This window comes from Ruegeria sp. BJ6 (assembly GCF_056537885.1).
This window is the reverse complement of the sequence record NZ_JBQFSG010000010.1, coordinates 168,196-188,232: the sequence shown is the minus strand read 5'-3', so window position 1 is coordinate 188,232 and position 20,037 is coordinate 168,196. Positions and strand designations below refer to the sequence as shown.

The window sequence follows — 20,037 nt, the reverse complement described above, 5'->3', positions numbered from 1 at the left end:
ATGCAGTACATTTGGGCCGCCTTAGGTCTGATCAGTGTTGGGCTTGCCGTGATTGGAATTGCCCTACCCCTATTGCCGACAGTGCCCTTTCTGCTTTTGGCGGCGTTCTTCTTTGCCCGTTCCTCATCGCGATTGCACAATTGGCTGATTTCTCACCGAACCTTTGGTCCCATGATTCTGGATTGGCAAAGTTCCGGAGCGATTCGACCGGCCGCAAAAAAGGCGGCCACCGTCTCGGTCGCCGCCGTGTTTGGCCTGTCTGTTCTACTGGCCTTGCCGTCGCACGTTCTGATCATTCAGGCCGTGGTTCTGTCCGCAGTGATGATCTTTATCTGGACGCGCCCTAACGGCTGAGCTTTGCGCACAGATCGTCCAGCTGATCCAGGTTTTCATAAGTCAGAACCACTTGCCCGGTTTCCGTTCCGGCCTTGTGATTGATTGAAACCTTCATCGCCAGAATGGCCGACAAATCCTTTTCCAAGGCACGCGTGTCTGCATCCTTATCTGCGCCTGCACTTTTAGCGCGCGTCGGAGATTTTTCTGCATCGCCCTGAAGCTGCTTTTTGACCAAAGCCTCGGTCGCCCGCACCGACAACCCATCCCGAACCACGATTTTGGCCAGTTCCGACGGGTTTTCAGCAGTAATCAATGCCCGTGCATGCCCGGCCGACAGCTTTCCTTCGATCACCAATGCCTGAACATCCATCGGCAGGGACAGCAAACGTAAAAGGTTGGCAATGTGGCTGCGGCTTTTTCCAAGGGCCTCGGCCAGCTTTTCCTGCGTGTGGCCAAACCGATCCATCAGCTGTTTGTACCCGGCAGCCTCCTCAACCGCATTCAGGTCTGCGCGCTGGATGTTCTCGATAATCGCAACTTCAAGAACCTCGGTATCATCAAACTCGCGCACGATAACCGGGATTTCGTGCAACTGCGCCATTTGCGCGGCCCGCCAGCGGCGCTCACCCGCAACGATTTCATACTCTCCAGCATTCAGCGGACGGACGATCAGGGGCTGGATGATCCCCTTTTCCTTGACCGACGCTGCCAGTTCGTCCAATTGCCCCTGCGAAAACGTCCGGCGTGGCTGATTTGGGTTGGCGCGCAGCTTTTCGATTGGCACTTCCATGTCCGGGCGGCGCGGCAAGGTCGCAACGGCACCCTCTACATCATGGGTGACATCCGCCATCAAGGCGGACAATCCGCGCCCCAGCCCTCTGGATTTTCCCTTTTTGACGTTCACTGTGCCCTCCTGACCGCCGTTCAAGCAGCAATTCTGTTGTGTTTTTGCATGACCTCGCGCGCCAGATGTCGATAGGCCATGGCCCCAAGCGAACCCGAGTCATACTGCAACACCGGAAGCGCAAATGACGGCGCTTCGCTGACCCTGACATTTCTTGGTATCTTGGTTTTAAACACCATCCCGCCCAGATTGTCACGCGCATCCTTTTCCACCTGACGGGACAAGTTGTTGCGGTTGTCGTACATGGTCAACACAACACCTTCGATTCTCAGGTTCGGATTCGCAGTCTGCCGAACCTCGCGAACAGTCAGCATAAGCTGGGACAATCCCTCCAACGCGAAGAACTCACTTTGAAGCGGAATAAGTACCGAATGTGCAGCCACCATTGCATTTACAGTCAGCAAATTCAGAGACGGAGGGCAATCGATCAGGACATAATCGAACTCATACCCGTCAATCGCGGTTTGTCGCAGTGCATCATGCAAAAGATAGCTGCGTTTTTCGTTTGAAATCAGTTCAATATCCGCAGAACTCAGATCGACGGTCGCGGGAACAATGTACAAACCACCGATCTCGGTTTCCTGAACGACCGCCTCCAACGGTGCATCGTCTAAAATCAGATCATAAGTGGTCCAATCCCGGTCCTCGACCCCCAATCCGGTCGATGCGTTGCCCTGAGGGTCCAGATCTACCACCAGAACCCTGCAGTTTGCCTCGGCGAGGCCCGCCGCTAGGTTGATCGCTGTCGTGGTTTTTCCAACTCCGCCCTTTTGATTGGCAACCGCTATGATCCGGGGCCCAACAGGACGAGACAAATCAACCACGTGTGACTCCTTTTATTTTCAGGATAACTGCCTGAGGTTCAGTCAAACTTGTAATCGGCTCAGCATCGAATTTCCATTCCTTGCGAGCCTCTGCCAGTTCTTTTTTCCACGTGGCGCCTTTTGGAAACAGCGCCGTGCCGCCTGCCCCCAAATGCCGATGACAAAAAGATAGCAAAACTGTCAGATCCGCCAGCGCCCGAGCTGACAAAATATCCGCATTCAACGGCTCAACTACCTCGATCCTTTTTGAAATCACCCGGGAAGACGCGCCGCATTCCCGTGCCGCATTGCGTAAAAACGCCGATTTACGCTGATCGCTTTCCACCAGCGTAAATTCCATCCCCGGCGCTTCCTCTGTTGCCAATATCGCGCAAATTATCCCGGGAAATCCACCCCCACTCCCCAGATCGACCCAGTTCTTTGAGGCAGAGATGCACCGAAAAACCTGCACGGAATCAACAATGTGCCGAGTCCATACATCCTTCAGACTGTTCTTCGAAACCAGATTGATCTTTGGGTTCCACCGCTGCAAGAGATCTACGAATACCGCCAGGCGCTCTTGTGTTTCACGTGAAACATTAAGATCAGCAAGCATCTGCCCGTGTTCAGGACTCATGCCTTCATAGCTTTCTGTTTACGGCGCAGCTTTGCCAAAACCAGCGTCAATGCGGCGGGTGTCACACCTTCTACGCGGCTGGCTTGCGCAATATTGGCAGGTTTCGCCTCTGACAGCTTCTGCTTCATTTCAGCGGATAGACCGTCCAAAGCAAAATAGTCAAAATCCCTTGGGATTTCATGCGCTTCATCGCGCTTCATTGCTTCTACATCGCGCTGCTGACGCGCTATATAGTTGGCGTACAAAGCATCCCTTTCGATCTGACGGCGAGTGTCGCCATCGACCTCTTTCAATCCGTCTACCAACGGCAGCAACTGTTCAAATGTCACATGAGGGAAGGCCAGAATGGCCATTCCGTTTCGCCGGTTTCCATCCTGATTAACCTCGATCCCTGCTGACAGAACCTCACGCGGTGTATAAGTTCGACTGGTCAGCGCCAACCTCACGGTTTCCAGCTTCTCCAGTTTCTTCTGAAATGCTGTCCGCCTAATGTCACCCACACATCCAACATCGATTCCTATCGGAGTAAGCCGCTGATCGGCATTGTCCGCCCTCAGCGAAAGCCTGAATTCTGCGCGTGATGTAAACATCCGATAGGGTTCTGCCACACCACGGGTAGTAAGATCGTCGATCATAACCCCAATATAGCTGTTTGAACGGGTGAAGTTCAGATGGTCCCTACCCAACACCTCCAACGCGGCATTAAGCCCGGCAACCAAACCTTGTGCGGCTGCCTCTTCGTATCCAGTTGTACCGTTGATCTGCCCTGCCAGGTACAGGCCGGACACTTCGGGCAAGGAAAGTTGGGCAGTCAGGACACGCGGATCGACGTAGTCATATTCGATAGCATAGCCCGGTTGCAGAATCGTGGCGTTCTCCAGCCCTTTGATGGAACGTACGTATTCCTCTTGAATATCTTCGGGCAAAGACGTGGAAATACCGTTTGGATAGATCGTATGATCTGAAACGCCTTCAGGCTCCAAAAAGATCTGATGCGAATCCTTATCTGCAAAGCGAACAATCTTGTCCTCGATCGAGGGGCAATACCTCGGACCGACCCCGTCGATGTGCCCCCCGTACATGGCAGAGCGGGACAGGTTTTTTTCAATGATTTCATGGGTCCGCGTATTTGTATGCGTGATACCGCAGGCAATCTGGGGGGCAACTACCTGTTTGGACAGAAAGGAGAATAAGGTTGGGTCCTCATCACCATCCTGCCGTTCCAGATCAGACCAGTCGATTGTACGCCCATCCAAACGCGGGGGCGTTCCAGTTTTCAATCTGGCCAAAGGCAGATCAAAACTATCCAGACGCTCAGCCAGCCGGACGGATGGCCGATCACCCATACGCCCACCGGGTCGCGAAACGTCTCCGATATGGATAACACCCCGTAGAAACGTCCCCGAAGTCAGGATCACCGTTTTGGTTGGGACAATCGAACCGTCTGCCAGTTCTACTCCGGTAATTCGATGGTTTTCGATAAGGAAATCGACAACTTCGCCTTCAACAACCGTCAGGTTTTCCCGCCCCACCGTTTCACGCTTCATGGCTGCGCGATACAAGGCACGATCAGCTTGCGCCCGTGGTCCCTGCACGGCCGGACCCTTTCGCTTGTTCAGCAGGCGAAACTGAATCCCTGCCTGATCCGCGACACGTCCCATGACACCGTCCAATGCATCGATCTCGCGAACAAGGTGCCCCTTTCCCAACCCACCAATTGCCGGATTGCAGGACATGACGCCGATATCATTTTCTGACAGCGTTGCCAAAGCCGTGTTCGCGCCCATGCGAGCAGCCGCATGGGCAGCTTCGGTTCCAGCATGGCCCGCACCAACAACGACAACATCGAATTGTGAATGTTTCACGTGAAACACTCCTTACTTACCAAGGCAGAAACTGGCGAAAATCTCGTCCAGTAGATTTTCAACATCTATTCTGCCGACCAGTGATTCTAAGGCGCGAATGGCGGTTCGCATCTCTTCAGCAGCGATATCATACAAATCGTCACCCGATTCCAGAACCTCCAAGGCAGCGCCAAGCGCAGAAAACGCCTTGTTCATAGCAACACGATGCCGTTCCCGCGTTGCAATACCAGAACTTGTAGCTCTGTCCGATAGAACACGCGATATCTGGGATATTAACCTATCAATCCCCTGACCTGTCTTCCCCGAAATTCCGGCATCACTAGTTCCGCGGGTATCGGATTTTGGCAGAACGTGAATATCACCAGGTTGCATCGGAATACCCAGATCATCGGGAGAGTCTGTCAGGAACACCCTCAAATCAGCTGATTCAGCCCGCCTGCGCGCCAAGGCAATTCCCAAGCCCTCGACATGATCATCGGTGTCCCGCAATCCAGCCGTATCCAGCAGGGTGACCGGCAGTCCGGCAAGATCCATTCTGACTTCGATAACATCCCGCGTCGTCCCGGCGTATTCCGAGGTTATGGCAGCTTCCCGCCCCGCCAGTGCATTCAGCAAGGTGGATTTTCCCGCATTTGGCGGACCGACGATCGCCACTTCGAACCCGGTCCGGATGCGTTCAGCGATTGTGACACCCTTTGCTTCCCGCTCCAGCTCTGCCATGACGTCGGTCACAAGGTCGCGCACTTCCGGGGTTACATCCGTAGGCACATCCTCATCGGCAAAGTCGATCACCGCCTCCAACAAGGATGCAGCCCGGATCAACTTGCGCCTCCATCCTTCGGCCAGTTGACCTAACTCCCCGGCCAGTATGGTCTGGGCCTGCCGGCGTTGCGCTTCGGTTTCGGCGTCGATTAGATCGGCCAGCCCTTCGACTTGCGCCAGATCCATTTTACCATTTTCCAATGCCCGCCTGGTAAACTCACCGGGTTCGGCCATACGCAGGCCTTCAACCTCAGACAAACATCGCAAAATTGCATTAATCGAGGCCGTGCTGCCATGAATCTGCAACTCGGCAACATCTTCGCCGGTGAAGCTGGCCGGGGCCTGAAAGGTCAGAACCAGCCCGTCATCCAGCCGCGCGCCATCGGACGCAAACAGGCTGCGCACACGCATCCCGCGCGCTGGAAGGCTGGCACCGGTCAATGCACTTGCTGCGGAAATTGCCTGAGGTCCAGAGAGGCGAATGACCGCCACCCCGGCTTTGCCTTGTGCGCTGGCCAAGGCGAATATCGTGTCCATTCGAAGGCCTCGCGTCGTTTAAGACCTGTGTCAGGTGTTCATAGAATCGAAGAACTCACCGTTTGTCTTGGTCTGTTTCAACTTCGACAACAGGAACTCGATCGCATCGGTTGTTCCCATCGGGTTCAGGATGCGGCGCAGGACAAAGGTCTTGGCCAGATCGCCCTTGTCAACCAACAGATCCTCTTTCCGCGTGCCGGACTTGAGAATGTCGATGGCCGGGAAGACGCGCTTGTCCGCGATCTTGCGATCCAGAACGATTTCCGAGTTACCGGTGCCTTTGAATTCTTCAAAGATCACTTCGTCCATCCGGCTGCCGGTATCGATCAATGCGGTGGCGATGATGGTCAGCGACCCGCCCTCTTCGATGTTCCGGGCAGCACCAAAGAACCGCTTTGGCCGCTGCAGCGCATTCGCGTCCACACCACCGGTCAGAACTTTACCCGAGGATGGCACCACGGTGTTAAACGCTCTACCAAGTCTTGTGATCGAGTCGAGAAGAATAACAACATCTCGTTTATGCTCGACCAAACGCTTGGCTTTTTCGATGACCATCTCGGACACAGCCACGTGACGGGTCGCCGGTTCGTCAAAGGTCGAGGATACAACCTCACCCTTCACCGAGCGCTGCATGTCGGTCACCTCTTCCGGGCGTTCGTCGATCAGCAGGACGATCAGATAACACTCAGGATGGTTCTGTTCGATCGAATGCGCGATGTTCTGCAGGATCACCGTCTTACCGGTCCGCGGCGGCGCGACGATCAGCGAACGCTGACCTTTACCGATGGGGGCCACCAGATCGATCACACGGGCCGACTTGTCCTTGATGGTGGGATCCTCGATCTCCATCTTCAGCCGCTCGTCGGGATATAGCGGCGTCAGGTTGTCGAACAGGATCTTGTGTTTGGCCTTTTCGGGGTTTTCAAAGTTGATCTTGGTGACTTTGGTCAGGGCAAAGTAACGCTCGTTATCGTCGGGCGCCTTGATTTCACCTTCGACCGTATCCCCGGTGCGCAGCGAATGCTGACGGATCATGTCAGGCGACACATAGATGTCGTCTGGACCCGGCAGGTAGTTCGCCTCAGGCGACCGTAGAAAGCCGAAACCGTCCTGCAGGACCTCCAGCACCCCGTCACCGCCAACGACCCATCCTTCGTCCGCACGTTCGCGCAGAATCTGGAACATCATTTCGCCCTTGCGCATGGTCGAGGCGTTTTCGATCTCCAGCTCTTCGGCCATCGCCAGAAGGTCTTTGGGGCTTTTTGCCTTGAGGTCGGCAAGATTCAGGGATTCAGTTGTCATGATGATACGGACCTTGGCCACATCAGTTGCAGCTCAGAGTTGGATTTCAAACAGGAAGAGACGCCACCCGGACGGGCGCGTTTTGACCTACATAGGCTGACTGCTGTCCGGAGTCAAACCTGCTTCAGAATTTCAGAACCACGGCAAGCACGATCACCACCATCAGAATGGTGGGAACCTCGTTCATCATGCGGTACTGGCGCCCTGTCAGGGTGTTTCGCCCTTCTGCGAAATCCCTGCGCCTGGCCAGCAGCCAGTGATGAAACCACGTCATGCCGATCACGGCTGCGCCCTTAGCCCAGGGCCAGGCCCAGTCCCAGCCGACAACACCGGGGGTAAAGACCATGATCAGCCCGCAGGCCCATGTCACGATCATCGCCGGGCGCATGATGACACGCAGCAGTTTGTCTTCCATCTCAAGGAAAATCTTTGATGCTCCGTCCACCTTCTGTGCTTGTTCGACGTGATAGACGAAAAGTCGGGGCAGGTAGAACAAGCCAGCCATCCAGGAAATGACAGCCATGATGTGAAACGATTTCACCCATGGGTACAGTGTGTAAAGCAGATCGGTCATTCCGGCTCCGGGCGTTGGACGGGTCATCCCTAATAAAAAAGAAAGAAAAGAAAAAGGATGATGGTTTTGTAGTGTGAACAAAAACCGTGGATTACTTTTTTACCCCTCAGTTTTCCCCAGGTGGAAAGGAAAGTTCCGGGGCAGATTGAATGGCTCCGATAAATCTGATTAATTATATAATATCAAATAGTTACATGAACACGCACGGGTATCAATCTGGGGATAACTACAGGATGGTTCTGGAATATCCCGTTTATCCGGATCAGGCCACTTATCCTTGTCCCGGCTGGACAGAGTTCGGGCGACTCAGGGAAGTTTCGGGCGAAATTCGCGGGGTTGCGTGTCAACCGGAAACCCATACAAACCGTTCAGGAACGTTCAACGATTTGCCCACGGGGTTTTCCACATGTCTGTCCCCCTTATCCTTGCATCAGGCTCAGCAATCCGCGCGCAGCTGCTGGAAAATGCGGGTGTTCCATTTGCTGTTCAGGTTCCGCGTGTCGACGAAGATACGGTAAAGCAGGCCCTTCTGGCCGAGGACGCCCCGCCCCGCCATATTGCCGATGCGCTGGCCGAGTTGAAGGCGCGCAGGATCAGCGACAAGAACCCCGGTGCAATGGTTTTGGGCTGCGATCAGGTTCTGGACTTTGACGGTCAGCTTCTGTCGAAGCCTCAATCGCCCGACGAGGCGCTGACGCAGCTGAAAAAGATGCGCGGCAAGCGGCATATGTTGTTGTCTGCGGCCGTGATCTATCAAAACGGCGAACCGGTGTGGCGACATGTCGGGCAGGTGCGGTTACGGATGCGCGCCAGTTCGGACGCTTATCTGAAATCTTATGTGGCGCGAAACTGGGACAGCATCCGCCACGCGGTTGGTGCCTACAAGCTTGAGGAAGAAGGCGTGCGCCTGTTCGCCACCATTGACGGCGACTACTTTAACGTTTTGGGTATGCCCCTGCTGGAGCTTCTCAATTTTCTGGCGTTGCGAGGTGTGATCGAACAATGACCGACAAGCGGATTCCACTGGCCGGGGTGATCGGGCATCCCATTGCGCATTCCAGATCGCCGAAGCTGCATGGTCACTGGCTCAGAACTTATGACCTGCCGGGGCACTATGTTCCGATGGACGTTGCGCCCGCCGATCTGGAACAGGTGTTGCGCGCATTGCCCAAGGCTGGTTTCGTGGGTGCCAATGTCACCGTTCCGCATAAAGAGGCTGCACTGTGTCTGGCCGATCATGTCTCGGACAGCGCATCGGTGATCGGGGCGGCAAACACCCTGACCTTCCGCCCGGACGGAACCATTCATGCGGACAATACGGATGGCTATGGTTTCATGGAAAACCTGCGCGCAGGCGCGCCCGACTGGAACCCGCAGGATGGGCCGGCCGTTTTGTTTGGCGCAGGCGGTGCGGCCCGCGCGGTGATTGCGGCCCTGTCCGATGCAGGTGTTCCCGAGATTCTGCTGACCAACCGCACCCGCAGCCGGGCCGATCATCTGAAAGAGGAATTCGGTCAGAGGATCACCGTGGTTGACTGGGTTCAGGCCGGAAATGTCATCGAAGGGTCCGAGCTGGTGGTAAACACCACTTCGCTTGGCATGACCGGTCAGCCCGAACTGCGTGTCCCCTTGGATGGTCTGCAGCCGGGCACGGTTGTGACCGATCTGGTCTATGCTCCTCTGCAAACCCACCTGCTGCATGTGGCGGAAAAGGCCGGATGTACCACCGTTGATGGTCTGGGCATGTTGCTACATCAGGCGGTTCCGGGTTTTGAGCGCTGGTTCGGACAGCGCCCCGAGGTGGATGAGGCAACCCGCACGGCGGCCCTGGCATGAGTTTTCTCCTTGGTCTGACCGGCTCGATCGGCATGGGCAAAAGCACCACGGCGCAGATGTTCGTCCAGGAAGGCTGCGCGCTGTGGGATGCGGATGCGGCCGTACATAGACTCTATTCAAGGGGTGGAGCGGCGGTTGAGCCAATGCGCTCGGTTTTTCCGCAAGCCATTGTTGACGGCGCCGTCAGCCGCGATGCGTTGAAACGGATCATCTCGGAAAACCCCGAAACCCTGAAACGTATCGAAGCCATTGTTCATCCGCTGGTGGCCATGGATCGTGCGCAATTCCGTCAGGATGCGGATGCCGACATTCTGGTTTTTGACATTCCGCTGCTGTTTGAAACCGGCGGTGACGCCGCGATGGACGCGGTTGCTTGCGTTTCCGTTCCGGCCGAGGTTCAGAAAGACCGCGTGATGGCGCGCGGAACCATGACGGCAGAGCAGTTCGATCAGATCCGCGCTAAACAGATGCCCAACGATGAAAAATGCGCCCGTTCGGATTTCGTGATTGTTACGGACACTCTGGACCATGCGCGCGCGCAGGTGCAGGATATCGTCAGGCAGATACGGGCAGGGCTGACACATGCGTGAGATCGTTCTCGACACCGAAACCACCGGCTTTGACCCGGAAAGCGGCGACCGGATCGTTGAAATCGGCGCGGTCGAGCTGTGGAATCACGTGGCCACGGGCGAAACCTATCACGTCTATATCAATCCCGAACGGTCGATGCCCGAAGAGGCGTTTGGCGTTCACGGCATCGGCCCTGACCTGTTGGATCCCCCGCGCCCGCCGGAATCGGGGCAGATCACGCTTAGGGACAAGCCGGTCTTTGCAAAGGTCGGGCAGGCATTCCGCGATTTCGTGGGCGACGCTAAGTTGGTGATCCACAACGCGTCATTCGACATGAAATTCCTGAACGCTGAACTGGGCTGGATGAATGTCCCCCTGATCCCGATGGATCAGGCTATCGATACGTTGGCCATCGCGCGCAAGAGGTTTCCGGGCTCGCCCGCATCGCTGGATGCTTTGTGCCGCCGTTTCGGCATCGACAACTCGAACCGTGTTTTGCACGGCGCGTTGCTCGACTCGGAAATTCTGGCCGAGGTCTATCTGGAACTGATCGGCGGGCGTCAGCCCGACTTTGGGTTGGCGACGTCCGCGGCCTCGATGGGTTCCGGCGGGGCTGGCGACTGGCGCCCCACCCCGCGCGCTACGCCGTTACCCTCGCGTATTACCGAGGATGAGCGCGCCGCGCATGAAAGTTTTGTCGGGAAACTGGGCGAAAACGCCCTGTGGAACCGCGCCTGACCGATATCAGGCGCGGATAATCTGATCAGGCTTCGGATTTCTGCGCCTGTTCGGCCTGACGGCGCATCAGCTCGTTACGGTACAGCGCAACAAAGTCGATGTTGTCCAGGTTGACCGGCGGATACCCACCATCGCGGGTCACGTCGCTGACGATGCGGCGCAGGAACGGGAACAGCATGCGCGGGCATTCGATCAGAAGGAACGGATGCATTTGATCCTCGGGCACACCCTCGACGTGGAACAGCCCGCAATAGTCGACCTCGAACAGGAACAGAACGTCTTCCATGCCTTTGGCCTTGGATTTGACGCTCAGCTTGATCGAAACTTCGTACTGATGCTCGGTTGGCCGTTTCTTGGCATCCAGATTTACCTGAACGGCGACCTCGGGCTGTATATCGCCCGATACACCTTTCTGCGCCATTACGTTTTCAAAGGACATGTCGCGGATGAACTGCCCCAGAACACGCATCTGAACCTGTGGTGCCTGTTCGGCCGCGGCGTTTCCTGCGGCGCTTTCTTCGGTCATGGAACTACTCCAAAAATGAAATTCGCCACTGCTTAGCAACTTGCGCGCGGCACCTCAATGCCGGTGCGGGCCTTCGACCCATTTCGAGGGTCCGGACGATTCTCTTTTGGGCTTTACCTCGGTGAATTCGCCGTCGATCGTGTCACCCTGACCAAACGGATCCTGCCCGGGTCTGAAATTGGCCTGGGTTCCCATCTGGAAATGGGAAACGGTAACTTTCGACTGAACGTACCGGAACACGCCCACCCGAACGGCAGGGATCAGCAAGGCAAACCCGATAGCGTCGGTGAAAAACCCCGGCGTCAGCAGCAGAACACCCGACAGCAGGATCATCGCTCCATGGGCCAACGGCTCGGTCGGGTCGTCCAGTTCGGCAAACGAACGCTGCAGTTGTCCAAGCGCCATGCGACCTTGTGTCCGGACCAGAACCGTGCCCATCACGGCCGTCAGAACGACGATGGCAAGGGTCGGCCACAGCCCGATCAGACCGCCAACCTGTATGAACAGGGCGATTTCGATGATCGGAACCAGCAAAAAAGCCAGAAAAAGGTACATCCGGGTTATCCTTTCATGCACGGCGGGCTGTGGACTTGCCCCCGACTGTCACCTACATAGTACCACGAGGCCATGTATACAAAGTCTCGGTTCTGAAAAGAGGACGAAATGAATTCACCCCTGATCCAGCTTCTCGTGCTGGCCGGCATTGCAGTTTTCCTGATCCTGCGTCTGAAGAACGTGTTGGGTACGCGCGAAGGGTTTGAAAAGCCGCCCCTGTCGCAGCAACCCGACAACAACAAGTCGCGCCGGGATTTCGAGGTGATCGAAGGTGGCCCTGATCACGACATCACAGATCATGTGCCCGAAGACAGCGAACAGGCGCAGACGCTGGCCGCAATGAAGCGGGTGGAGCCGACCTTTTCGGTCAGCGAATTCGTTCAAGGTTCGCGCGGCGCCTATGAAATGATCGTGATGGGGTTCGAACGCGGCAATCTGGACGAGATTCATCCGTTTCTGGCGGAAGATGTGTTTGACACCTTCGTCTCGGTTGTTGCCGCCCGCGAAGATCAGGGCCTGACCATCGAGGCCGAGTTCATCGGCGTTCGCGAAACGGTGCTGGCTGATGCACAGTTCGACAAGGATACCAACCGCGCCGAAATCACCATGCGGTTTGTAGGCGAACTGACCTCGGTCGTGCGTGACCGCGGCGGCGATATCATCGAAGGCAACCCGAACACCGTGAAACGCCAAAAGGACAGCTGGACCTTTGCCCGTGTTATGGGCACCGACGATCCGAACTGGCTGCTTGTTGCAACGGACGCATGATTGGTGCCCTCCGGTCGCTTGCTCTGGCGGGTGCGATGACTGCGGCAGGCGCGGCCGGAGCGGATGTGACGCGAACGATCCTGTCGTTTGACGAACTGGATGGCTGGGCCGCTGATGACCACGGGGCGGCCCTTTCCACTTTTCTGAACACCTGCGGGGATCTGAACGATCCGGACTGGCGCGCCCTGTGCGGTGTGGCGCGAACCTATTCCGGTGACGCCGCCAAGTCGTTTTTCGAGCTGTTCTTTCGCCCTGTGCTGGTCGAGGATGGCAATGATGCCCTGTTCACCGGCTATTTCGAACCGGAGCTGGACGGGTCCAAAACTCGCTCTGACCGATACAGATACCCGCTGTATCGCATCCCGCCAGAGGCGCGCGATGCATCACAGTGGCTCGACCGGCGCGAGTTGCTGAGCAGCGGTGTGATGGAAAATCGCGGTCTCGAAATCGCCTGGGTGGACGACCCGGTCGAGCTGTTCTTTCTGCAGATACAGGGTTCGGGCCGTATCCGTTTGCCAGATGGCAAGATGCTGCGGGTCGGGTATGGCGGCGCAAACGGCCATCCCTACCGTTCCATCGGGGCCGAGCTGGTCCGGCGTGGCTTGTTGGGGGCGCATCAGGTCAGCGCCCAGATGATCCGAAGCTGGGTCCGCAAAAACCCCGAGGCCGGGGCCGAGCTTTTGTTCCATAACCCGTCCTATGTGTTCTTTCGCGAGGTCACGCGCGTAGCGCCCGAACTTGGGCCGCTGGGTGCGATGAACCGGTCGGTCACAACCCTGCGCACGATTGCCGCCGATCCGGCTTTTACCCCGCTGGGTGCGCCGGTCTGGGTCGAAAAGGATGGCAAAACCCCCATGCGCCGCCTGATGGTCGCGCAGGATACCGGGTCGGCCATCAAGGGCGCCCAGCGCGCCGATATCTTTTTCGGTACCGGAGATGCGGCAGGTCAGGCGGCGGGCAGATTGAAAGACCCGGGCCGTATGGTGGTTTTATTGCCTATCCAGCGTGCCTATGCCCTTTTGCCGGATGAATTCTGATGTCGCGCCGCAAGCTGACGTCAGAAGAGATCGAGCTGTGGCGCAAGGTTTCGCGCCAGGCCGAGCGTCTGCACCCCGAAATCCCGCAATCGGTTCACCCGGTGAGCCTGCCCAAACCCAAGCCGAAGAAAACGCCGAAATCCCGTGTCGATGAATTCGAAGTCGGACAATCCGCCAAACCCAAAGCGGCTGCGGACCGGTTCAAACCTACCCTGACCGAAAGCCTGCGCGCTGCGCCGGTTCAGATGGATAAAAAGGCTTTTGGCCGGATGAAACGGGGTAAACTGAAACCCGAAGGCCGGATCGACCTGCACGGGATGCGGATGGACACTGCGCATCCGGCCCTGGTCCGGTTCATCCTGTCGGCACAGGCTTCGGGCAAGCGGCTGGTGCTGGTGATCACCGGCAAGGGCAAGGACCGGGATGAACCCGGCCCGATTCCCACACCCCGCGGCGTTCTGCGCAATCAGGTGCCGCAATGGCTGTCCCTGCCGCCGCTGACGCAGGCGGTGATGCAGGTCACGCCCGCGCATATCAGCCATGGCGGTGATGGGGCCTACTACGTCTATCTCCGCCGCACCCGCTAAAGGCTGCGCACAGCGCGGGCGATACCGACCCCCACCGACAGACAGGCCAGCAGGAAAAAGACGGCGATCCATCCGAACTGCGTTTCCAACCCGACCCCCTGATCGATCAGAACGCCCGTCAAGCCCGGCCCAATGGCCGACCCCAGAACCATGACCGCTGCTGCTGTTGCCTTGATCGCACCGATGTGCCGGGTGCCGTAGAACTCGGCCCAGAAGGCGCTGGGCAACGTACCGTTTGCACCCATGGTCACAGCAAGAAAAGACATGGCCACCAGTGCACCTCCGACCGACTGGATGGTGGACAGAATCCCGAAGCCGATCGCCATTGGCAGCAGGGAAAACGGCATCATCCGCGCGGTGCCCCATTTGTCCAGCGCCCAGCCCGAAGCGAACATGGAAATCATCGCAACTGCAGTAAAGGCGGGAAACAGCGCGACCAGCTCCACATGCTGCCAGCCTTTTATCTCGGCCAGATGAACCTGATGAAAGAAAAACGCGGTGATGAAGGCGGACGGGCCCAGCAAGGCCGGTGTCATGAACCAGAACAGGGGATGCAACAGCGCCTCGCGCCGTGTCCAGTGACGGCCTTCCATGCCGGTTGCCGAGTATGAGGTGGACAGGCTTTGCGGTGTACGCTCTCTGCGCAGCAACCGCATCAGCACGGGGATTCCCAGTAAGGCGACACAGGCGGACCCGACCCACAGCAGTCGCCAGTCGATCACGGCCATCGCTGAAACGAACAACAGCGGCAACAGTGCCTCACCGGCGGCAAAGCCAAGCGTGGCGATGGCCAGCGCCCTGCCCCGCGTCGCCGTAAACCAGCGCGCCATGGCCACCAGCGCCAGATGGTTACTCATGCCTTGTCCGAAAAACCGCAGCAGGAAAATCACCACTGGCAGCAACAACAGCCAGGTGTTGAATGCCATTGCCAGCGCTGCCAGCCCCAGCCCGCCCAGAACTGCCGGCCCCAGAACCCGGACCCGGAATATGTCGGTCAGACCGCCTGCCCAGATCATGACAACCGCCGACGCGGTGGTTCCCAGCGAATAGATGCCGCCCCATCCCCCGTGGCTCAGCCCGTACTCGGCCCGGATTTCTCCGGCAAAGACCGAGATAAGGAAGGTCTGACCGAAGCTGGACAGAAATGTCAGCAGAATTCCCGCACTCAACCAGGTTGCGTTCCCGGCAAGGTACCGGCGCAACCCGGCCATCATCATTCGGTTGCGACAGTCGCAGACCCGCTTTCGGTCAGTACGATTTCCGTAGCGCCCGAGTCGTGCCGGACATGCGGCGGAACCAGCAGATCAAACCCCGCCTCGGGGCCGAATGTGTTGCTGACCCTGCTTGCGGAATTGAGGATGGACAACATCGCAGGCGAGGTCGCGGCCACAAAATGCGACGACCCCGCATCGCTGCTGAAGGCTGTCGTGTTCACCACGTCGATCGGATACTCGGCCACCTTTTCGACCGAGTCGATGCTGCCCAACCGATCACTTCTGGATGTGCCGCGAATGCGTGCTGAAATGTTCAGTATCTTGTCCTTCTCGGACACCATCACGACGAAGGGCTGAGGCGGGTTCTTGATGCTGTCCATCTGTGATCGGAACACATCCACATCCAGATCGGGTGAGATCAGGATTACACCTTCGATGTTTTTTGCCGACCAACCCGGCTGGCGCAGCTCGGCCTGGCGCATCATCTCCATCGTCAGGGCCGATCCCATAGAATGGGCGACAATGACCACACGCTCCACCCCGAGGGCCTTGAGGTCGCGGATCGTCTGTTCCAGCCCGTCGCGCGCAAACAGCATACTGTCGATGTCATAGGCATAGCCACCTGCCTTGGCCCGGCTGGGCCAGGAATAGATCAGGATCGATCCGGGGATACCGATATCATGTGACAGCTGCGCCGCGCGAAACGCCGTCTCGGTCTGAGTGGCGTTATACCCGTGCACAAAGATCGTCACCTCGCGGGCTGGCCTGCCCTTTCTGTTCCGCAGTTGTCGGCCGAATTCCTGCACCGAATTGTATTCGGTCACACCGGCCAGCACGAACTGCTTGTTCGGATTAGGATTGCCGTATGAAAAATTCAGGTTGCCCGGCGTGTGTGTCGGTGGAACGGATACGGTCATTTTCATAAACCGAAGCCGATCGGCACGCTCAAACCCGTATGTTCCATCCGATTCCTTTGCGCGGGTCGTTGCGGCAAACACCGTTTCCGGTGTGCCAACCTCCAGCGCTTTGGGCACAGTGACCGAAACACTGCGATCCGTACACGCGGCCATCGCGAACACGACCAGAAAACCAAGAAGAATCCGCACCTGAGCCCAACTCCAATTCAGTCAGCGTCACGTTATATAAAAACGGGGACGCGTCCAGTGGGTTCGGGCATATGGTGGTTAATCCGCGAATGCCTGCCAGCCGCTACAGGACGTAGCGGCTCAGGTCGGTCGATTTCGTCAGTTCGCCAAGGTTGTCCTGCACGAATTTCGCGTCCACCGTGATCTGTGTGCCCGCCTTGTCGGGCGCCACAAAGGACAGTTCCTCGAACACGCGCTCCATAACCGTATAAAGCCGCCGCGCGCCGATGTTTTCGACGCTCTGGTTTACTTCGGCCGCGATCCGCGCAAGGGCTGCGATGCCATCCTCGCTGAAATCCACCGTGACCTCTTCGGTGCCCATCAGCGCGGTGTATTGCAGCGTCAGCGCGTTGTCGGTTTCGGTCAGGATACGCACGAAATCCCCTTCGGTCAGCGCCCGCAGCTCGACCCGGATGGGCAGACGGCCCTGTAGTTCGGGCAACAGGTCGGATGGCTTGGCGATGTGGAACGCGCCACTGGCGATGAACAGGATATGGTCGGTCTTGACCGGGCCGTGTTTCGTGGACACCGTGGTGCCTTCGATCAGCGGCAGCAGATCGCGCTGCACGCCTTCACGGCTGACATCGCCGCCACGCGCCTCGGTCCGGGCGCAGACCTTGTCGATCTCGTCCAGAAACACGATGCCGTTCTGTTCGACCGCTTCCAGCGCGGTTCGGGCGACGGTTTCGTCATCCAGCAGCTTGTCGGCCTCTTCGCCGATCAGCGCTTCATAACTGTCCGCGACGGTCATCTTGCGCTTGACCGTCCGGCCTCCGAAGGCCTTGCCGAATATGTCACCCAGATTCATCATCCCCATCTGGCTGCCGGGTTGGCCGGGGATGTCGAACATCGGCATCGGATTCGATGTGTCCGACAGTTCCAGCTCGATCACGGTGTCATCCAGCTCACCCGCTTTCAGCTTTTTGCGGAACATTTCGCGCGTGCCTTCGCGGGCGTCCTCACCAGCGATGGCGGCAATGACCCGATCCTCGGCGGCCTGGTGCGCCCGCGCCTTCACATCCTCACGCATGTACTCACGCGTTTGTAAGATCGCCGCATCTGCCAGGTCGCGCACAATCTGTTCCACGTCGCGCCCGACATAACCAACCTCGGTGAACTTGGTCGCCTCGACCTTGATGAAGGGCGCGCGCGCCAGTTTGGCCAGACGGCGGCTGATCTCGGTCTTGCCGACGCCGGTGGGGCCGATCATCAGGATATTCTTGGGATAGACCTCTTCGCGGATGTCATCGGGCAGCTGCTTGCGCCGCCAGCGATTGCGCAGGGCCACGGCAACCGCGCGTTTGGCATCCTTCTGGCCAATGATGAAACGGTCCAGTTCCGAGACGATCTCGCGCGGGGTCAGGTCGGTCATGTGTTTTCTATCCAGTTGTTCCGCCCCGGAACCTAATCATGGGGCGCAAAAACACAAGCCGATCACGAAAAGATCACGCGTGCACACGAAACGCGCACGCTTTCTCGTTGTGTTGTGAGTGGCTTACTCACCTCATCCTCCGACATAAAGAACGGCATCAGGCATGTCGCCTGTATCTATTCAATGGAGACCACCGAAATGCTGACTCGCCGTTCCCTTTTTCTTACCGCTGCTGCTTCGGGCGCGGCCCTGACCCTTGCCAGCGCCACCACCGCATTGGCCGGTGGCTACAAAAAAGGCAGCTTCGAAGGCCGTTCGAACCATGTAACCAGCGGCTCCGTCAAGCTGGTCAAAAACGGTGACCGCTATATCGTCGAACTCGGCGATAACTTCTCACTGGATGGCGGCCCGGATCCGCGCGTGGCGCTGGGCAAGGACGGAACATACGATCCCGACACCAAACTGGGCGCTCTGCTGAATCTGACCGGCAGCCAGTCTTACGCGGTGCCGCCGACGCTGGACACGTCGAAATACAACGAGGTTTACATCTGGTGCGAAGTCGCCGGCGTGCCATTGGGCGTTGCGACGCTGAACTAAGTCAGGTCGTAAAAGTCGATGTACAAGGGGCCGGATCCGCCGGCCCCACTTGCATTCCGAACCCAGCCATTCCGATCCGGTGGGAAAAAACGGAAATTCTGCTAAACTCCCGCCATTGGGGGAATTTTGCATGACAACCATTACCCGGATCACATTGCTTTTTGTTGTTTTTGTCGACCTGATCGGACAGGGATTGGTCTTTCCGATCATCAACTCGCTGATCATGGAGACGGATTCCGGGTTTCTCCCCAAATCGACGCCGATGGGCAGCCGCCATTTCTATTATGGCCTCGTCATCGGATCGTTTTTCCTGTCGTGGTTTCTGGGCGTTGTTTACGTTTCCAAGGTTTCGGATTCGATTGGACGCAAGAACGCCCTGCTGATCTGTCTGGGTGGCGCGTTGGCCGGGTATGCCATCACGATCGTGTCGCTATATCTCAACAGTCTGGCCCTGCTGATACTTGGACGGTGCATCACCGGATTTACCGCGGGAAACCAGCCCATAGCGCAGGCCGCCATGATCGATGGCAGCACAGATGCGGCGGATCGAGACCGCAACATGGGTTATATCGTGACAGGTGTCAGCTTTGGCCTTGTCGGCGGCCCGATCATCGGCGCGGTTCTGTCGGACAAAACCCTGCTGGGCAGCGCCGCAACACTCAAAACACCTTTCTACGGCGCCTTCATTCTTGTCTTCATCGCGATTTTGCTGGTGCTGTTCTTTTTCAAGAATACCCGGACCGAAAGGGTGCCGTTCGTATTTCGCCCGCGTGACATCACCGACAGCCTGATCGCAGTACGCGGACATCCGATGGTGCTGAAAATCCTGCCGGTCTATACCTTTTTCATGATCGCCAACGTCACGTTTTACGTCTTCGTTGATAACTTCCTGACCAGCGCTTTTGGTTACGGCGTCGTGGGCGGCAGCATGGCGATGGTGACCATCGGTTTTGCGCTGGCCTTTTCAAGTACGTTTCTGGTGAAACCTGCGCAGGAACGGTTCAGCAAGCACGCCATCATTCACACTTCACTTGTGACCATGGTCATCTGCGGCTTTGCCTTTGCCTTCAGCCCCAGCGGCGTGCTCAGCTATATCCCGGTGTTCTTATTCTATTTCCTGTTCGGGGTTGCCTATCCGACAATGCTGGGCCTGTTTTCCTCCAGCGTCAGCGAGGGGGATCAGGGCTGGGTCATGGGCGTCACGACCGCCGTGTTCTGCCTGGCAGGCGGCATCATGTCGCTGATTGGCGGCGGATTGATGAGCATCGACATCCGCGTGCCGTATTACATCGTGATCGCCTCGGCCATCATCGGCATCATCGGGATGTATCGCAGATGGCGCGGCAAAGAGATCGCCGCGCTGTTGGCCTGA

The 20,037-nt window shown here is 57.5% G+C and carries 22 protein-coding genes; 10 read left to right on the top strand and 12 right to left on the bottom strand.

Features of this window, described 5'->3' with window-relative positions:
• Positions 1-354, top strand: coding sequence for a YbaN family protein (locus tag ACR0D6_RS18640; RefSeq protein ID WP_480766618.1), 354 nt, complete (start codon positions 1-3; stop codon positions 352-354).
• Here the strand turns inward: ACR0D6_RS18640 and ACR0D6_RS18635 are convergent.
• From ACR0D6_RS18635 to hemJ, 7 genes are all read right to left on the bottom strand, one after another.
• Positions 344-1,240 (bottom strand): ParB/RepB/Spo0J family partition protein, encoded by an 897-nt coding sequence (locus ACR0D6_RS18635; RefSeq protein WP_480766617.1) that lies wholly within the window; start codon positions 1,238-1,240, stop codon positions 344-346. The two genes, ACR0D6_RS18640 and ACR0D6_RS18635, sit on opposite strands and share 11 nt — an antisense overlap.
• 20 nt (positions 1,241-1,260) lie before the next feature.
• Positions 1,261-2,064 (bottom strand): AAA family ATPase, encoded by an 804-nt coding sequence (locus ACR0D6_RS18630; protein WP_170655382.1) that lies wholly within the window; start codon positions 2,062-2,064, stop codon positions 1,261-1,263.
• Positions 2,057-2,680, bottom strand: coding sequence for a 16S rRNA (guanine(527)-N(7))-methyltransferase RsmG (gene rsmG / locus ACR0D6_RS18625; RefSeq protein WP_480766616.1), 624 nt, complete (start codon positions 2,678-2,680; stop codon positions 2,057-2,059). The genes ACR0D6_RS18630 and rsmG overlap by 8 nt, the downstream gene beginning before the upstream one ends.
• Positions 2,677-4,545, bottom strand: a complete 1,869-nt coding sequence (gene mnmG, locus ACR0D6_RS18620) for a tRNA uridine-5-carboxymethylaminomethyl(34) synthesis enzyme MnmG (protein ID WP_480766615.1) — start codon at positions 4,543-4,545, stop codon at positions 2,677-2,679. The genes rsmG and mnmG overlap by 4 nt, the downstream gene beginning before the upstream one ends.
• 12 nt (positions 4,546-4,557) lie before the next feature.
• Positions 4,558-5,844, bottom strand: a complete 1,287-nt coding sequence (mnmE, locus tag ACR0D6_RS18615; RefSeq protein ID WP_480766614.1) for a tRNA uridine-5-carboxymethylaminomethyl(34) synthesis GTPase MnmE — start codon at positions 5,842-5,844, stop codon at positions 4,558-4,560.
• Positions 5,845-5,874: 30 nt separating this feature from the next.
• A complete protein-coding gene (rho, locus tag ACR0D6_RS18610; protein ID WP_170655374.1) occupies positions 5,875-7,146 on the bottom strand; it encodes a transcription termination factor Rho in 1,272 nt (423 codons plus the stop codon).
• Between the two features lie 124 nt (positions 7,147-7,270).
• Positions 7,271-7,720: a protoporphyrinogen oxidase HemJ gene (hemJ, locus tag ACR0D6_RS18605; protein WP_480766613.1), complete on the bottom strand. Its 450-nt coding sequence runs from the start codon at positions 7,718-7,720 to the stop codon at positions 7,271-7,273.
• Between the two features lie 406 nt (positions 7,721-8,126).
• On the opposite strand from hemJ, the gene ACR0D6_RS18600 reads away from it, so the two are divergent.
• The 4 genes from ACR0D6_RS18600 to dnaQ are packed head-to-tail and all read left to right on the top strand — an operon-like array spanning position 8,127 to position 10,864.
• Positions 8,127-8,726, top strand: coding sequence for a Maf family protein (locus ACR0D6_RS18600; RefSeq protein WP_480766612.1), 600 nt, complete (start codon positions 8,127-8,129; stop codon positions 8,724-8,726).
• Positions 8,723-9,556 carry a shikimate dehydrogenase gene (locus tag ACR0D6_RS18595; RefSeq protein ID WP_480766611.1) on the top strand — a complete coding sequence of 278 codons (834 nt, stop codon included), beginning with the start codon at positions 8,723-8,725 and terminating at the stop codon, positions 9,554-9,556. Before ACR0D6_RS18600 ends, ACR0D6_RS18595 begins: the two co-directional genes overlap by 4 nt.
• Positions 9,553-10,146: a dephospho-CoA kinase gene (coaE, locus tag ACR0D6_RS18590; RefSeq protein ID WP_170655366.1), complete on the top strand. Its 594-nt coding sequence runs from the start codon at positions 9,553-9,555 to the stop codon at positions 10,144-10,146. Before ACR0D6_RS18595 ends, coaE begins: the two co-directional genes overlap by 4 nt.
• Positions 10,139-10,864, top strand: coding sequence for a DNA polymerase III subunit epsilon (gene dnaQ / locus ACR0D6_RS18585; RefSeq protein WP_480766610.1), 726 nt, complete (start codon positions 10,139-10,141; stop codon positions 10,862-10,864). Before coaE ends, dnaQ begins: the two co-directional genes overlap by 8 nt.
• Positions 10,865-10,889: 25 nt before the next feature.
• Here dnaQ and secB read toward each other — a convergent pair whose 3' ends face one another.
• Positions 10,890-11,390, bottom strand: coding sequence for a protein-export chaperone SecB (gene secB, locus ACR0D6_RS18580; RefSeq protein WP_170655362.1), 501 nt, complete (start codon positions 11,388-11,390; stop codon positions 10,890-10,892).
• 54 nt (positions 11,391-11,444) lie between these two features.
• Entirely contained in the window at positions 11,445-11,945 is a 501-nt protein-coding gene (locus ACR0D6_RS18575) for an FxsA family protein (RefSeq protein WP_480766609.1), read from the bottom strand.
• Positions 11,946-12,053: 108 nt separating this feature from the next.
• On the opposite strand from ACR0D6_RS18575, the gene ACR0D6_RS18570 reads away from it, so the two are divergent.
• The 3 genes from ACR0D6_RS18570 to ACR0D6_RS18560 are packed head-to-tail and all read left to right on the top strand — an operon-like array spanning position 12,054 to position 14,337.
• On the top strand, positions 12,054-12,713 hold the full coding sequence (locus tag ACR0D6_RS18570; RefSeq protein WP_480766608.1) for a Tim44/TimA family putative adaptor protein: 660 nt from the start codon (positions 12,054-12,056) through the stop codon (positions 12,711-12,713).
• On the top strand, positions 12,710-13,750 hold the full coding sequence (mltA, locus tag ACR0D6_RS18565) for a murein transglycosylase A (RefSeq protein ID WP_480766607.1): 1,041 nt from the start codon (positions 12,710-12,712) through the stop codon (positions 13,748-13,750). The genes ACR0D6_RS18570 and mltA overlap by 4 nt, the downstream gene beginning before the upstream one ends.
• On the top strand, positions 13,750-14,337 hold the full coding sequence (locus tag ACR0D6_RS18560; protein WP_480766606.1) for a Smr/MutS family protein: 588 nt from the start codon (positions 13,750-13,752) through the stop codon (positions 14,335-14,337). Before mltA ends, ACR0D6_RS18560 begins: the two co-directional genes overlap by 1 nt.
• On the opposite strand, the gene ACR0D6_RS18555 is transcribed toward ACR0D6_RS18560, so the two are convergent.
• The 3 genes from ACR0D6_RS18555 to hslU all read right to left on the bottom strand — a co-directional run bounded on the left by ACR0D6_RS18555 (position 14,334) and on the right by hslU (position 18,068).
• The gene (locus tag ACR0D6_RS18555) at positions 14,334-15,554 is read right to left on the bottom strand and encodes an MFS transporter (protein ID WP_480766605.1); all 1,221 of its coding nucleotides are present in this window, start codon (positions 15,552-15,554) and stop codon (positions 14,334-14,336) included. The two genes, ACR0D6_RS18560 and ACR0D6_RS18555, sit on opposite strands and share 4 nt — an antisense overlap.
• A complete protein-coding gene (locus ACR0D6_RS18550; RefSeq protein WP_480766604.1) occupies positions 15,551-16,657 on the bottom strand; it encodes an alpha/beta hydrolase in 1,107 nt (368 codons plus the stop codon). The genes ACR0D6_RS18555 and ACR0D6_RS18550 overlap by 4 nt, the downstream gene beginning before the upstream one ends.
• 103 nt (positions 16,658-16,760) lie before the next feature.
• Positions 16,761-18,068 (bottom strand): ATP-dependent protease ATPase subunit HslU, encoded by a 1,308-nt coding sequence (gene hslU / locus ACR0D6_RS18545; protein WP_480730940.1) that lies wholly within the window; start codon positions 18,066-18,068, stop codon positions 16,761-16,763.
• Positions 18,069-18,266: 198 nt separating this feature from the next.
• Here hslU and ACR0D6_RS18540 point away from each other — a divergent pair, with 198 nt between their 5' ends.
• Together ACR0D6_RS18540 and ACR0D6_RS18535 are read left to right on the top strand one after the other, a co-directional pair.
• A complete protein-coding gene (locus tag ACR0D6_RS18540) occupies positions 18,267-18,665 on the top strand; it encodes a DM13 domain-containing protein (RefSeq protein ID WP_170655348.1) in 399 nt (132 codons plus the stop codon).
• A 130-nt stretch (positions 18,666-18,795) separates the two neighbouring features.
• A complete protein-coding gene (locus ACR0D6_RS18535; protein ID WP_170655346.1) occupies positions 18,796-20,037 on the top strand; it encodes an MFS transporter in 1,242 nt (413 codons plus the stop codon).

What these genes read in the sequence shown, in the direction of transcription:
- ACR0D6_RS18640 (WP_480766618.1), top strand. Translation starts at nt 1, where the DNA reads ATGCAGTACATTTGGGCCGCCTTAGGTCTGATCAGTGTTGGGCTTGCC.
- rsmG (WP_480766616.1), bottom strand. Translation starts at nt 2,680, where the DNA reads ATGAGTCCTGAACACGGGCAGATGCTTGCTGATCTTAATGTTTCACGT.
- mnmE (WP_480766614.1), bottom strand. Translation starts at nt 5,844, where the DNA reads ATGGACACGATATTCGCCTTGGCCAGCGCACAAGGCAAAGCCGGGGTG.
- rho (WP_170655374.1), bottom strand. Translation starts at nt 7,146, where the DNA reads ATGACAACTGAATCCCTGAATCTTGCCGACCTCAAGGCAAAAAGCCCC.
- hemJ (WP_480766613.1), bottom strand. Translation starts at nt 7,720, where the DNA reads ATGACCGATCTGCTTTACACACTGTACCCATGGGTGAAATCGTTTCAC.
- ACR0D6_RS18600 (WP_480766612.1), top strand. Translation starts at nt 8,127, where the DNA reads ATGTCTGTCCCCCTTATCCTTGCATCAGGCTCAGCAATCCGCGCGCAG.
- ACR0D6_RS18595 (WP_480766611.1), top strand. Translation starts at nt 8,723, where the DNA reads ATGACCGACAAGCGGATTCCACTGGCCGGGGTGATCGGGCATCCCATT.
- coaE (WP_170655366.1), top strand. Translation starts at nt 9,553, where the DNA reads ATGAGTTTTCTCCTTGGTCTGACCGGCTCGATCGGCATGGGCAAAAGC.
- dnaQ (WP_480766610.1), top strand. Translation starts at nt 10,139, where the DNA reads ATGCGTGAGATCGTTCTCGACACCGAAACCACCGGCTTTGACCCGGAA.
- secB (WP_170655362.1), bottom strand. Translation starts at nt 11,390, where the DNA reads ATGACCGAAGAAAGCGCCGCAGGAAACGCCGCGGCCGAACAGGCACCA.
- ACR0D6_RS18575 (WP_480766609.1), bottom strand. Translation starts at nt 11,945, where the DNA reads ATGTACCTTTTTCTGGCTTTTTTGCTGGTTCCGATCATCGAAATCGCC.
- ACR0D6_RS18570 (WP_480766608.1), top strand. Translation starts at nt 12,054, where the DNA reads ATGAATTCACCCCTGATCCAGCTTCTCGTGCTGGCCGGCATTGCAGTT.
- mltA (WP_480766607.1), top strand. Translation starts at nt 12,710, where the DNA reads ATGATTGGTGCCCTCCGGTCGCTTGCTCTGGCGGGTGCGATGACTGCG.
- ACR0D6_RS18560 (WP_480766606.1), top strand. Translation starts at nt 13,750, where the DNA reads ATGTCGCGCCGCAAGCTGACGTCAGAAGAGATCGAGCTGTGGCGCAAG.
- ACR0D6_RS18555 (WP_480766605.1), bottom strand. Translation starts at nt 15,554, where the DNA reads ATGATGATGGCCGGGTTGCGCCGGTACCTTGCCGGGAACGCAACCTGG.
- hslU (WP_480730940.1), bottom strand. Translation starts at nt 18,068, where the DNA reads ATGACCGACCTGACCCCGCGCGAGATCGTCTCGGAACTGGACCGTTTC.
- ACR0D6_RS18540 (WP_170655348.1), top strand. Translation starts at nt 18,267, where the DNA reads ATGCTGACTCGCCGTTCCCTTTTTCTTACCGCTGCTGCTTCGGGCGCG.
- ACR0D6_RS18535 (WP_170655346.1), top strand. Translation starts at nt 18,796, where the DNA reads ATGACAACCATTACCCGGATCACATTGCTTTTTGTTGTTTTTGTCGAC.